Origin of the sequence: Streptomyces sp. NRRL S-244 (assembly GCF_000717915.1) — a bacterium.
In the GTDB taxonomy this organism is placed as follows: domain Bacteria; phylum Actinomycetota; class Actinomycetes; order Streptomycetales; family Streptomycetaceae; genus Streptomyces.
The window spans coordinates 73,017-85,866 of record NZ_JOCX01000031.1; the positions used below are offsets into that span (position 1 = coordinate 73,017).

A 12,850-nucleotide genomic window follows, 5' to 3' on the forward strand; every position below is an offset into this window, starting at 1 on the left:
ACCTCCGCCTCACCCCGACAGCGCCCCGAACGCCCCGTGCGCCAGGCGCCGCAGCAGCGATTCCGTTGCCTCCCGGCCGAGCGCCGCCAGGTGCGGGGTGGAGTTGAGCAGGCCGAACACGGCGTGCACGGACACCCGCACCTCCGCCTCGCCGACCTCCGGGTGCAGTTCCCGTACGACCTCCACCCACAGCTCCACGTACTGCCGCTGCAGCTGCCGTACGAGCTTGCGGTCGGCCTCCCGCAGCCGGTCCAGCTCCCGGTCGTGGAGCGTGATCAGCGCCCGGTCGTCGAGGGCGAAGTCGATGTGCCCGTCGATCAGGGAGGCCAGGACGCCGTCCGGATCGCCCGCGGCCTCGGCCACCCGGTGGCGGCCGCCCGTCAGCAGCCGCTCGCTGATCCCGACGAGCAGCTCGGCGAGCATCGCGTCCTTGCCCGCGAAATGGCGGTAGAGCCCGGGGCCGCTGATGCCCACGGCGGCCCCTATCTCGTCCACGCCGACGCCGTGGAATCCGCGCGCGGCGAAGAGACGGGCGGCCTCGCTGAGGATCTGCTCGCGACGGGTCGGGGCGGCGGCTCTGGTGCTCATGGGAATCCATTCTAGACAGGGCCGTTAGCGCTCGTTAACCTAGGCGGTACATGCGTTAACGCTCATTAACAGCGTGCACCGAGCAAGGGAGCTCGACCGATGCAGCAGGCACCAGTGCTGACGAGCGCCGCGGACCCGGCGTCCGAGGCCTGGCGGACCAACGAGGCCGCCCACCGCGAGCTGACCGAGGGGCTGCGCGCCCGGCTCGACGCGGCCCGGCTCGGCGGCGGCGAGAAGGCCCGCGCGCGCCACACCGCCCGCGGGAAGCTGCTCCCCCGCGACCGCGTGGACACCCTCCTCGACCCCGGCTCGCCCTTCCTGGAGCTGGCCCCGCTGGCCGCCGAGGGCATGTACGGGGGCGCGGCCCCGGCTGCCGGGGTCATCGCCGGCATCGGCCGGGTCAGCGGCCGCGAGTGCGTGATCGTCGCGAACGACGCCACCGTCAAGGGCGGCACGTACTACCCGATGACCGTCAAGAAGCACCTCCGCGCGCAGGAAGTGGCCCTGGAGAATCGTCTCCCCTGCCTCTACCTGGTCGACTCGGGCGGCGCCTTCCTCCCCATGCAGGACGAGGTCTTCCCCGACCGGGAGCACTTCGGCCGCATCTTCTACAACCAGGCGCGCATGTCCGGCGCCGGCATCCCGCAGATCGCCGCCGTCCTCGGCTCCTGCACGGCCGGCGGCGCCTACGTCCCGGCGATGAGCGACGAGGCCGTCATCGTCCGCGGCCAGGGCACGATCTTCCTCGGCGGCCCGCCGCTGGTGAAGGCCGCCACCGGCGAGGTGGTCACGGCCGAGGAGCTCGGCGGCGGGGAGGTCCACTCCCGGATCTCCGGCGTCACCGACCACCTCGCGGAGGACGACGCGCACGCGCTGCGGATCGTACGGAACATCGTGGCGACCCTGCCCGAGCGCGGGGCCCTGCCCTGGTCGGTCGAGGCTCCGGAAGAGCCGAAGGTGGATCCGTACGGGCTGTACGGCGCGGTCCCGGTCGACTCGCGCACCCCGTACGACGCCCGCGAGATCATCGCCCGGATCGTGGACGGCTCCCGCTTCCAGGAGTTCAAGGCCGAGTTCGGCACGACGCTGGTCACCGGCTTCGCGCGGATCCACGGCCACCCGGTCGGGATCGTCGCCAACAACGGCATCCTGTTCTCCGAATCCGCCCAGAAGGGCGCGCACTTCATCGAGCTGTGCGACCAGCGCGGGATCCCGCTCCTCTTCCTCCAGAACATCTCGGGCTTCATGGTCGGCCGCGACTACGAGGCCGGCGGCATCGCCAAGCACGGCGCCAAGATGGTCACGGCCGTGGCGTGCACGCGGGTCCCGAAGCTGACGGTGGTCGTCGGCGGCTCGTACGGAGCCGGCAACTACTCGATGTGCGGGCGTGCGTACTCGCCCCGCTTCCTGTGGATGTGGCCCAACGCCAAGATCTCCGTGATGGGCGGGGAGCAGGCGGCCTCGGTGCTCGCGACGGTCAAGCGCGACCAGATCGAGGGCGCGGGCCAGGAATGGCCCGCCGAGGACGAGGAGGCCTTCAAGGCCCCGGTCCGCGCGCAGTACGAGGAACAGGGCAACGCCTACTACGCCACGGCGCGGCTGTGGGACGACGGGGTCATCGACCCGATGGAGACCCGGCAGGTGCTGGGACTGGCCCTGACGGCTTGCGCCAACGCTCCCCTGAGCGACTCCGCTTTCGGCATCTTCCGCATGTGACGTGAGGACCTCTTCGATGTTCAGCACTGTTCTGGTCGCGAACCGGGGCGAGATCGCGGTCCGGGTCATCCGCACGCTGCGGGAGCTCGGCATCCGCTCCGTGGCCGTCTTCAGCGACGCCGACGCGGACGCGCGGCACGTACGGGAGGCCGACACGGCCGTCCGGATCGGCCCGGCGGCGGCCGCCGAGAGCTACCTGTCAGTGGAGCGGCTGCTCGACGCCGCCCGGCGGACGGGCGCCGAGGCGGTCCACCCCGGGTACGGGTTCCTCGCCGAGAACGCGGCCTTCGCGGCCGCGTGCGCGCAGGCGGGACTGGCCTTCATCGGGCCGCCGGCCTCGGCGATCTCCCTGATGGGCGACAAGATCCGCGCCAAGGAGACGGTGAAGGCGGCGGGCGTGCCCGTGGTGCCGGGCTCCTCGGGCAGCGGCCTGTCGGACGCCGAACTCGTCGCGGCGGCCGAGGCGATCGGCATGCCGGTGCTGCTGAAGCCCTCGGCGGGCGGCGGCGGCAAGGGCATGCGGCTGGTCCGCGAAGCCGGTCTGCTGGGCGAGGAGATCGCGGCGGCGCGCCGCGAGGCGCGGTCCTCGTTCGGCGACGACACGCTGCTCGTGGAGCGGTGGGTGGACCGGCCGCGGCACATCGAGATCCAGGTGCTGGCGGACGCGCACGGGAACGTGGTGCACCTGGGTGAGCGCGAGTGCTCGCTCCAGCGGCGCCACCAGAAGGTGATCGAGGAGGCCCCGTCGGTCCTGCTCACGCCGGAGCTGCGGGCCTCGATGGGCGCGGCGGCGGTGGAGGCGGCGCGCTCGTGCGGGTACGTCGGCGCGGGGACGGTGGAGTTCATCGTCCCGGGCGGGGACCCGTCCTCGTACTACTTCATGGAGATGAACACCCGGCTCCAGGTGGAGCACCCGGTGACGGAGCTGATCACCGGGCTGGACCTGGTGGAACAGCAGCTGAGGGTCGCGGCGGGCGAGCGGCTGGGCTTCGGCCAGTCGGAGGTCCGGCTGACGGGCCACGCGATCGAGGCCCGCGTCTGCGCGGAGGATCCGGCGCGGGGCTTCCTGCCGTCCGGCGGTACGGTGCTGGCCCTCTCGGAGCCGGACGGCGGGGCGGTGCGTACGGACTCCGGGCTGGTGGCGGGCGTCGACACGGGGTCGACGTACGACCCGATGCTGTCGAAGGTGATCGCGTACGGCCCGGACCGGGCGGCCGCCCTCCGGGTGCTGCGCGGTGCGCTCGCGGACACCGTGATCCTGGGCGTCCAGACGAACGCCGGGTTCCTGCGGAGGCTGCTGGCCCACCCGGATGTCGTGTCGGGCGACCTCGACACCGGCCTCGTCGAGCGGGACCTCGCCTCCCTCCTCCCGGATTCGGTGCCGCCGGAGGTGTACGCGGCGGCCGCGCTGCTGGATGTCCCCCGCCCCGCCCCTTCCCGAAACCCTGCCGGGGGCTCGGGGGACCCGGGCTGGGTGGACCCGTTCGGGGCGGCCGACGGCTGGCGCCTCGGCGGTACCCCGGCCTGGACGGTCCGCCACTTCCGGCTCCCGGGTCAGGAGCCGGTCCAGGTCCGCACCCGCCCCCTGGGCGCGGAGACCGAGCTGACCGTTTCCGATGCCGCCGGGGCAAACCCGGCCCCGGCGGCGAGTGAGGCGCGGGGTCCGGGGCAGAGCCCCGGGGCGCCGGCCCTCGGCCGGATCGTCAGCCGCACCCGGAGCCACCTCACCATCGAGCTGGACGGCGTCACGCACCGCTTCGCCCACGCCGCTTCCCCGGAGGGGGTCTGGCTCGGCCGCGACGCGGACAGCTGGCACGTCCAGCGCCACGACCCCGTCATCGCCGCCCTCACCGGGGCCGGGCACGCCGGCGCCGACACCCTCGCCGCCCCCATGCCCGGCACGGTCACCGTCGTCAAGGTCGCCGTCGGCGACAAGGTGGTCGCGGGGCAGAGCCTGCTCGTCGTCGAGGCGATGAAGATGGAGCACGTCATCTCCGCCCCCCACTCCGGCACGGTCACCGAGCTGGACGTCTCCCCCGGTACCACCGTCGCCATGGACCAGGTCCTGGCCGTCGTCACCCCGGACGAGGATGAGAAAGAGGAGGAGGGCGCGTGAACGGGCTGCCCATGACCTTCCCGGCCCCCGAGCTGCCGGCCCGCGTCCGCATCCACGAGGTCGGCGCCCGTGACGGGCTGCAGAACGAGAAGTCGGCCGTACCCACCGCCGTCAAGGCCGAGTTCATCCACCGGCTGGCCGCCGCCGGCCTCAACACCATCGAGGCCACCAGCTTCGTGCACCCCAAGTGGGTGCCCCAGCTGGCCGACGCCGAGCAGCTGTTCCCGGAGCTGCACGACCTCGCCGGGGTGCACCTGCCCGTCCTCGTCCCCAACGAGCGCGGCCTCGACCGCGCGCTCGCCCTCGGGGCCACCCGTATCGCCGTCTTCGGCTCGGCCACCGAGACCTTCGCCTCCCGCAACCTCAACCGGACCGTCGCCGAGTCCCTCGCCATGTTCGAGCCCGTCGTGGCCCGCGCCAAGGAGGGCAGGGCGCACGTCCGCGGCTACCTCTCCATGTGCTTCGGCGACCCGTGGGAGGGGCCGGTCCCGGTCCACCAGGTGGTCCGGGTGGCCAAGGCCCTGCTCGACCTCGGCTGCGACGAGCTCAGCCTCGGCGACACCATCGGCGTCGCCACCCCGGGCCATGTCCAGACCCTCCTCAGCGAGCTCAACGAGGAGGGCGTGCCGACCGACCGGATCGGCGTGCACTTCCACGACACCTACGGCCAGGCCCTGTCCAACACCCTCGCCGCGCTCCAGCACGGGGTCACCACCGTCGACGCCTCCGCAGGCGGCCTCGGCGGATGCCCGTACGCGAAGAGCGCCACCGGCAACCTCGCCACCGAGGACCTGGTGTGGATGCTCGACGGCCTCGGCATCGAGACCGGCGTCGACCTGGCCGCCCTCACCGCCACGAGCGTGTGGATGGCCGAACAGCTGGGACGCCCCAGCCCCTCCCGTACCGTCCGCGCGCTCTCCCACAAGGAGTAACGAAGACCATGTCCCTCGACCACCGGCTCACCCCCGAGCACGAGGAACTCCGCCGTACCGTCGAGGCGTTCGCCCACGACGTCGTCGCCCCCAAGATCGGCGACCTGTACGAGCGGCACGAGTTCCCGTACGAGATCGTCCGCGAGATGGGCCGCATGGGCCTGTTCGGCCTGCCCTTCCCGGAGGAGTACGGCGGCATGGGCGGCGACTACCTCGCCCTCGGCATCGCCCTGGAGGAGCTGGCCCGCGTCGACTCCTCTGTCGCGATCACGCTGGAGGCGGGCGTCTCGCTCGGCGCCATGCCCCTCCACCTCTTCGGCACCGAGGAGCAGAAGCGGCAGTGGCTGCCGAAGATGTGCTCCGGCGAGATCCTCGGCGCCTTCGGCCTCACCGAGCCGGACGGCGGCTCCGACGCCGGCGGCACCCGCACCACGGCCGTCAAGGACGGCGACGAGTGGGTGATCAACGGCTCGAAGTGCTTCATCACCAACTCCGGTACGGACATCACCGGCCTGGTCACCGTCACCGCCGTGACGGGCCGCAAGGCGGACGGCCGCCCGGAGATCTCCTCGATCATCGTCCCGTCCGGCACCCCGGGCTTCACGGTGGCCGCGCCGTACTCCAAGGTCGGCTGGAACTCCTCGGACACGCGGGAGCTGGCCTTCGACAACGTACGGGTGCCGCTGGCCAACCTGGTCGGCCAGGAGGGCCGCGGCTACGCCCAGTTCCTGCGCATCCTCGACGAGGGCCGTATCGCGATCTCGGCGCTCGCCACGGGCCTGGCCCAGGGCTGCGTGGACGAGTCGGTGAAGTACGCGAAGGAGCGCAAGGCCTTCGGCCGGCCCATCGGCGACAACCAGGCCATCCAGTTCAAGCTGGCGGACATGGAGATGCGTGCCCACATGGCCCGCATCGGCTGGCGTGACGCGGCCTCCCGCCTCGTGGCCGGGGAGCCGTTCAAGAAGGAGGCGGCGATCGCGAAGCTGTACTCCTCCACGGTCGCGGTGGACAACGCCCGGGACGCCACGCAGATCCACGGCGGCTACGGGTTCATGAACGAGTACCCCGTGGCGCGCATGTGGCGGGACTCCAAGATCCTGGAGATCGGCGAGGGCACCAGCGAGGTGCAGCGCATGCTGATCGCCCGCGAGCTGGGCTTCGCCGGGTAGTCATCCGTACGGGGACGACCGCCGGGCCGCGATCGGTCCGGCGGCCGTTCCCGTTCGCGACTACTGCTCGCGCTCCGCCTCGGAGACGAAGGGCTGGAGGAAGCTCGCGATGTGCTGCTCGACGTCGGTGATCCGCTGCTCGAAGGCGTAGAGCTGGTCCCGCATGCCCGCCTTGGCCTGCTCGTCCTGCCGCGACTCCTCGATGTTGCGCTGGACGATGCCGATGAGGTCCTGGAGCTGGACGTGGAGCGTTCCGCTGATCCCGCCCCACATCTCGCGCAGGTCCGCGGCGCGGCTGCCCGCGTACTGGCGGGCGGTCTGGGCCGCCGAGTCCTTCACGTGGACGGCGAACTCCTCCGCCGCTCGCGTCTGAAGCTTGCCGTCGGCGAAGAAGACCGCCCCCGAGGCCAGCAGCGGTCCGATCGCCGCGCCGATGGCCACCGCCACGCCGACCGGCGGAACGGCCAGGCCCAAACTGATCAGACCGGCCGCCGCGGCGGCCGTCGCCCCGCCGGCGACCACCGCGCCGCCGCCCGCGCCGAGCGCCATGAGCGAGCTGGGGCGGAACATCAGCGGCACGTCGTCGCTGTGGCGGCGCCCGTCGCGGCCCGCCTTGCCCTTGCCCGCCGCGATGGCCAGCGTGTAGATCAGGTAGTTCTGGTCCCGTTCGGACTGCGAGCCGGTAAGTTCCGCGCGCAGCTTGTCGAGGAGGTCGGCGTGCGCCCGGATCAGCGGTTCGAGCTGGCGCACCAGGTCCCCCTGCCGCTCCTCGATGACCTGGTCGAGCTCCTGGGCGCAGAAGACCTGCATGCGTTCCTGGAGCTGGACCGTGTACGCGTCCATCAGCTCGTGCTGGGCCGCGACGCGGCCGCCCTTGGTGAAGGAGCGCACGGCCCGGGTCAGGCGCCCCGGGCCGGTCGTGACGTGCCATTCGCCGATCTCGCGGCTGATCTCGGTCAGGAACGCGGCGAACCTCAGCTGCAGTTCGTTCTCGATGCCGAGGATCTTGGTGCTGACGATGTCGCGGATCGCGTCGGCGCTGGCGCGCAGCTGGTCCTGGGTGGACTGGCTGCGGTCGAGGAGTTCGCGCAGCTCCGCAGTCGACTTCATCAGGACCGCGCCCTCGTCGTGCAGGCGCACGCGCAGGTTGACGGCGTTGTGGCGCAGGAACTCGGCGAGCCGGACGAACTTCACCCGGGCCGCGTCGCGCATGCAGAAGACCTCCAGGGCGGACTCCAACTGCCCGATCCCCGAGGCCTTCAGGGCCTCCTCGTTGCCGTCGGTCCGCGCGCGCAGGGCCTGGAGGGCGCTGATGAAGAAGACGTTGGGGGTGGCGCCGCCGGATTCCCCGCTGAACTCGGCGACCGAGTTGCGGCAGCGGCTCATCACCTCCGCCCGCTCCTCCTCCTCGATGCGGTCGAACTGGTTCACCACGAAGAAGATGTCGCGGTGGCCCAGCTTCCTGACCCGGGAGAGATAGTTCTCGGTCTCGTGGAGGGTGAACGGCCGTCCCGCGTCCGTGACGAAGAGGACGGCGTCCACCTCCTCCAGGTAGCGCAGGGTCACCAGCTCGCGGTCGGAACTCTCGTTGATCCCTGCCGAGTCGACGATCTCGACGGACCTGCGCAGCAGCTCCAGCGGCTGCTCGACGACGGCCAGCGCGAAGGACGGGGTGCGGGGCGCGCCCTTCGCGTCGATCTGGAGGGCGACCTCCCGCTTGAACTCCTCCGTGGTGACGGCCGTCTCGCCGCTGCGCCGGTCCCCGTCCCGGTAGAGCCAGGCCCGCTCGGTCTCGCCCCAGCGCAGGACCGTGGTGAAGGCGGTGGCCGGATTGGCCTTGGTGGGCAGCAGTCGCTTGCCGAGCAGGGCGTTGATCAGGGTGCTCTTACCGCTGCTGAACTCGCCGAGCACCATGATCCGGAAGGTCTCGCGCTCGAAGACCGCCCCGTTGATGCCGAGGTCCAACGGCCCGCCCGGGGTGCCGGGCGGGGCGATGACGGCCGCGGCCTCGCCGGCCACCTGCTGGAGGCGCTGGTAGTACGAACGCAGCGTTCCGATGTTCTCGCTCCAGCCGCGGAATTGCGGGGCCGGTGATTCCTGGCCGGCCGTTAACCGCCGGTTCTCTTGCGCCATCAGGCCCCTTCCAGGGGAGAGAGGTGGGCGTGCACGGCGCGGCTCAGCGTCCGCGCCGTGCTCCGCAGTGAACGCCAGTGGTCGAGGGATTCCGGCTGGGCGGCGACGGCGGTGGTGTGCAGCCGCCACCACTGCTCGTCGCGTTCCCGCGCCTGGCCGAGCAGGCGGTCGTAGACCTGGCCGATGCGCGACTCGGTCCGTGCCACCTGCTCCGTGAAGGCCGCCTCGACGATCCGTTCCAGGTCGTCGATGGCGCGCTCGCGGCGCTCGGCCTGGCCGTGTTCGAGGGCTTCCGTCACCAGCGCCGTACCGGCCGCGCCCGCGATCTGGCCCACGACCTCGGCGGACATGGGCGTCAGCACGCTCTCGATGGCGGTGCCGACGAACTCCGGCAGCCAGGAGGCGTCCCAGGCGGTGGCGCTGCGCGATTCGGCGGCGGCGGCCTCCTCGGCGACCGGGGGCAGGGCCGCGGCCGGTACGACCCGCCCGGCGCCGGGGGCGGCCAGGCCCTGGAACAGTTCCTCGCCGGGCCGGTTGCGGAGCAGGGCGGCGCGCAGCCGGCGGATGTCCTCTTCGAGGGCCCGGTCGACGGCTTCGGTGATCCACGCCTCGAAGTGCTGGAGGGCCTCGGCGGTGTACGGGATCGCGTGGAGGCGTATGAAGTGCTGCTCCTCCGGCGTCTCCAGCATGGCGGAGAAGCGCGCGGCGAGTTCGCGCGCCGTGGCGGCGCGGCGCCCGCGCGCCTCGGCGCCGATCGTCTGGACGAGGGTGGCGCGCCACTCCCCGGCATCGGCGCTGAGCACGATCCAGTGGAACCGGGCGCTCTCGTGGGCGGTGTGCCAGATCTGGGCGGCCCGCGTCCGGACGGGGTCGGGCCGGTGCACGTCGGCCAGCGCCCGTCCGGCGGCTTCGTCCACGAGGGCGCAGGTGGCCGCGAGGAGGTGCAGCCTGCGGATGGTGCGCAGCGCGCGGCGCAGCCGGATCCCGGCGAGGTGGCCCAGTACGGCGCGGAGCGGGTCGATGCCGTCGGGCTCCCCGGCGGCGGGGGCCGGGACCGGTCCGGTCAGTACCAGCGCCTCGGGGGCCAGGACCGAGACGAGGTGGTTGACGCGGCGCAGGATGTCGGGCGCCTCGTCCTCGACCTCGGCGAGCTTGGTGACGACGACGGCGAGCGGCGGGCTGTGCGGGGCGGCGGCGAGCGCCTTGATCCGGGCCTGTTCGGTGGCGAGCATCGCGCGGCGCGCCTCGGTGACGACGACCACCACGTCGCAGTCGCCGACGATCCGGGCGAGGGCGGCGGTGTCGGGCTGCCGTACCCCGGACCAGCCCTCCCAGCCCGGGGTGTCGACGAGTTCCACCCCGGTACGGGCCGCCCAGGACCCGGACGGCACCTCGACGCGTACGGTACGCAGGCCCGCCGGTTCGGGGTCCCCGGGAGCGGGGGTGTCGCCCGGCCCGGCGAAGTGGCCGGTTTCCGCCGGTGCGGCGGACCCGGCGGACCCGGCGGACCCGGCGGTGAACGGGCGTACCACCACGGGCGACCCGTCCGTCGGGTGCACGGACACCGGCACGCACGCCGCGCCGACCAGCTCGTTGACGAGCCGGGACTTGCCGACGTTGCTGCCGCCGATGACGCAGATCCGGGCCCTCGGGGATTCCGCGCGGCGGGCCGTGCGGCGGATCAGGGAGGCGGCGGAGTCCGCCCCGGCCCGGTCCGCCAGCAGGGCCACCTGTTCGGCGAGTTCGGCCTGGCGCAGCTCGCGCTCATGCTCCTCCGTACCGGCCACAGCGCCGCCACCCCACCCCGTCAGGTCCTCCCGGCAGGGCCATGATGCCAACGGACGGAGCCTTGCGCCTCCGGTTCGGCGGGAAGGGCACCTCGTACGCGCGGGGAAGGAGCGGCGGCAGGGGCGCGGGAGAAGGCGCCCGGGAAAACTTAGGCCCCCCTTACCAGTTTCGGCCAAGGTTAGGCTAACCTTCCCTCCGAACGGCCCCGTGGCCGCCCGGCACGCACGAAAGCGGACATAGACATGCCCAAGTCCCGTACCTCCCACCTCTCCCGCCGCGGCCTCATCGCCGCCGGCGGAGCGCTCGGCCTCGTCGCGGCCCTCACCGCGTGCGGCGGATCCGGCTCGGCGAAGGGCGAGGCGGGCGACAAGGACAAGGGCGCCGCCGCCTCCGGCCCCTGGACCTTCAAGGACGACCTCGGCAAGGACATCAGCCTCAAGGCGAAGCCGAAGAACATCGTCGCGTTCACCGGCACCGCCGCCGCGCTGTACGACTACGGCATCCAGGTCAAGGGCGTCTTCGGCCCGACCAAGACCGCCGACGGCAAGCCCGACGTCCAGGCCGGCTCGATGGACATCTCCAAGGTCGAGATCCTCGGCAACGTCTACGACGAGTTCAACGTCGAGAAGTACGCGTCCCTCCAGCCCGAGCTGCTCGTCACCAACACCTGGGACGGCACCTACTGGTACGTGCCCGAGGCCTCCAAGGACAAGATCCTGAAGCTGGCCCCGGCCGCCGCCGTCGGCGTCGGCGGCGACGTCTCCATGGACAAGGCCCTGGAGCGCACCGCGGACCTCGCCAAGTCCCTCGGCGCCGACCTGAACTCCAAGTCCGCCGCCGACGGCAAGGCCCGCTTCGACGCCGCGGCCGCCAAGGTCCGCGAGGCCACCAAGGCCAACCCGGGCATCAAGGTCCTCGTCGGCTCCGGCTCCGCCGACCTCTTCTACGCCTCCTCCCCCGACACCTCGGCCGACCTGAAGTACTTCAAGTCCCTGGGCGTCGAGTTCATCACCCCGGACAAGCTGGGCGAGGGCAACTTCTTCGAGAGCCTGAGCTGGGAGAACGCCGGCAAGTACAAGGCCGACCTGGTCCTGCTCGACAACCGCACCGGCACCCTCCAGCCGGAGGAGCTGAAGGCCAAGCCGACCTGGGCCGAGATGCCCGCCGTCAAGGCCGGCCAGGTCGCCCCGCGCGTGACCGAGCCGATCTACTCGTACGACAAGTGCGCCAAGATCCTGGAAGACCTCGCGAAGTCCATCCAGAGCGCCAAGAAGGTCAGCTGACCCTCGGCAGGCCCACCGGCCTCCGGCGCCCCGACCAGGCGCCGCTTCCACTCCCAGGGGGGACTCTCCGCATGACCGCCACCGCGTCCGACACGACTGCCTCCGAAGCCGTCCCGGCTGCCGCCCACTTCCGCTTCTTCGAACTCGAAGTGCTGCGCACCCGCCGGCTCGGGCACTCGTTCCTGCGCGTCACGTTCGGCGGGGAGTCCCTCGCGGGCTTCCGCTCGGGCGGCTACGACCAGAGCCTCTCGCTCTTCCTGCCGCCCGCCCACGAGGAGCACACCGTGCTCCCGTCCACCGACGAGGACACCTGGTTCGCCGCCTGGCGCGCGATGCCCGACGCCGACCGCCCGGTGATGCGCTCGTACACCGTGCGCGAGCAGCGCCGTACGCCCGAGGGCGTGGACGAGGTCGACATCGACTTCGTCCTGCACGGGGACTCCTCTCCGGCCTCCCACTGGGCCGGACGGGCCGTCACCGGCCGCCGGATCATGGCGATCGGCCCGGCCGTCACGGAGAACAAGTCCGTACGTTTCCAGCCACCGGCCGCCACCGACGCGCTGCTGATGTACGCGGACGAGACGGCGCTCCCGGCGGCCGCAGCGATCCTGGACCGGCTCCCCGCCGGCACCCGGGTCGCGGCCTGGTTCGAGGTCCCGCACGCCGACGACCGGATCGGCCTCCCCACCTCCGCAGACGCGGACATCACCTGGATCGTGCGGGAGAGCGGCGCGGGCAAGCAGCGCACCGAGCGCGTGCTGGAGGCGCTCCGGTCAGCAGAACTCCCGGTCGCGAAGGCTCCGTACGTCTGGCTCGCGGGCGAGGCGGGAACCGTTCGGGCGGTCCGCAGGCACTTCGTGCAGGAACGTTCCGTCGACCGGCGCGCGGTGCGTTTCACCGGCTACTGGCGTCTCGGTGCGAGCGAGGAGGAACTCCTCGCCGAGGCGTACGCGGGACAGGCGGCCAGCGAGGACCCCTCCTCCGCGCTGTAGCGCCAACTCCCTTTATCCACACCCCTGCTGAGAGATGGGCCCCGGCTTCCGGCCGGGGCCCATCTCTATTTGGCGTGACACTTAGGTTAGGCTAACCTAAGGGACGTCTTCCCCACCCCCCTCTCCCCGTGCC

At 72.2% G+C, this 12,850-nt stretch carries 9 protein-coding genes; 6 read left to right on the forward strand and 3 right to left on the reverse strand.

Annotation, left to right across the window (positions count from 1 at the left end; translation table 11 throughout):
* Positions 1-9: 9 nt before the first annotated feature.
* Positions 10-588: a TetR/AcrR family transcriptional regulator gene (locus tag IF02_RS0127690; protein WP_030161614.1), complete on the reverse strand. Its 579-nt coding sequence runs from the start codon at positions 586-588 to the stop codon at positions 10-12.
* Between the two features lie 99 nt (positions 589-687).
* Between IF02_RS0127690 and IF02_RS0127695 the strand changes: the two genes are divergently transcribed.
* From IF02_RS0127695 to IF02_RS0127710, 4 genes are read left to right on the forward strand one after another with little or no spacing between them, the layout of a single operon-like run.
* On the forward strand, positions 688-2,304 hold the full coding sequence (locus IF02_RS0127695) for a carboxyl transferase domain-containing protein (protein WP_030161616.1): 1,617 nt from the start codon (positions 688-690) through the stop codon (positions 2,302-2,304).
* Positions 2,305-2,320: 16 nt separating this feature from the next.
* A complete protein-coding gene (locus tag IF02_RS0127700; protein ID WP_030161619.1) occupies positions 2,321-4,420 on the forward strand; it encodes an acetyl/propionyl/methylcrotonyl-CoA carboxylase subunit alpha in 2,100 nt (699 codons plus the stop codon).
* Between the two features lie 11 nt (positions 4,421-4,431).
* On the forward strand, positions 4,432-5,352 hold the full coding sequence (locus IF02_RS0127705; protein WP_030161621.1) for a hydroxymethylglutaryl-CoA lyase: 921 nt from the start codon (positions 4,432-4,434) through the stop codon (positions 5,350-5,352).
* An 8-nt stretch (positions 5,353-5,360) separates the two neighbouring features.
* The gene (locus IF02_RS0127710; RefSeq protein WP_030161624.1) at positions 5,361-6,521 is read left to right on the forward strand and encodes an acyl-CoA dehydrogenase family protein; all 1,161 of its coding nucleotides are present in this window, start codon (positions 5,361-5,363) and stop codon (positions 6,519-6,521) included.
* 60 nt (positions 6,522-6,581) lie between these two features.
* Here IF02_RS0127710 and IF02_RS0127715 read toward each other — a convergent pair whose 3' ends face one another.
* Complete coding sequence (locus IF02_RS0127715; protein WP_030161626.1) at positions 6,582-8,654, reverse strand: dynamin family protein; 2,073 nt, start codon at positions 8,652-8,654, stop codon at positions 6,582-6,584.
* Positions 8,654-10,441 (reverse strand): GTPase, encoded by a 1,788-nt coding sequence (locus tag IF02_RS0127720; RefSeq protein WP_030161628.1) that lies wholly within the window; start codon positions 10,439-10,441, stop codon positions 8,654-8,656. The genes IF02_RS0127715 and IF02_RS0127720 overlap by 1 nt, the downstream gene beginning before the upstream one ends.
* Before the next feature lie 243 nt (positions 10,442-10,684).
* Between IF02_RS0127720 and IF02_RS0127725 the strand changes: the two genes are divergently transcribed.
* Both IF02_RS0127725 and IF02_RS0127730 read left to right on the forward strand, forming a co-directional pair.
* A complete protein-coding gene (locus IF02_RS0127725; protein WP_030161630.1) occupies positions 10,685-11,725 on the forward strand; it encodes an ABC transporter substrate-binding protein in 1,041 nt (346 codons plus the stop codon).
* Positions 11,726-11,796: 71 nt separating this feature from the next.
* Positions 11,797-12,717: a siderophore-interacting protein gene (locus IF02_RS0127730; RefSeq protein ID WP_030161632.1), complete on the forward strand. Its 921-nt coding sequence runs from the start codon at positions 11,797-11,799 to the stop codon at positions 12,715-12,717.
* Positions 12,718-12,850 lie beyond the last annotated feature (133 nt).

Excerpts from the sequence above, each read along its gene's own strand:
- IF02_RS0127690 (WP_030161614.1), bottom strand. The coding sequence starts at position 588 with ATGAGCACCAGAGCCGCCGCCCCGACCCGTCGCGAGCAGATCCTCAGC.
- IF02_RS0127695 (WP_030161616.1), top strand. The coding sequence starts at position 688 with ATGCAGCAGGCACCAGTGCTGACGAGCGCCGCGGACCCGGCGTCCGAG.
- IF02_RS0127700 (WP_030161619.1), top strand. The coding sequence starts at position 2,321 with ATGTTCAGCACTGTTCTGGTCGCGAACCGGGGCGAGATCGCGGTCCGG.
- IF02_RS0127705 (WP_030161621.1), top strand. The coding sequence starts at position 4,432 with ATGACCTTCCCGGCCCCCGAGCTGCCGGCCCGCGTCCGCATCCACGAG.
- IF02_RS0127710 (WP_030161624.1), top strand. The coding sequence starts at position 5,361 with ATGTCCCTCGACCACCGGCTCACCCCCGAGCACGAGGAACTCCGCCGT.
- IF02_RS0127715 (WP_030161626.1), bottom strand. The coding sequence starts at position 8,654 with ATGGCGCAAGAGAACCGGCGGTTAACGGCCGGCCAGGAATCACCGGCC.
- IF02_RS0127725 (WP_030161630.1), top strand. The coding sequence starts at position 10,685 with ATGCCCAAGTCCCGTACCTCCCACCTCTCCCGCCGCGGCCTCATCGCC.
- IF02_RS0127730 (WP_030161632.1), top strand. The coding sequence starts at position 11,797 with ATGACCGCCACCGCGTCCGACACGACTGCCTCCGAAGCCGTCCCGGCT.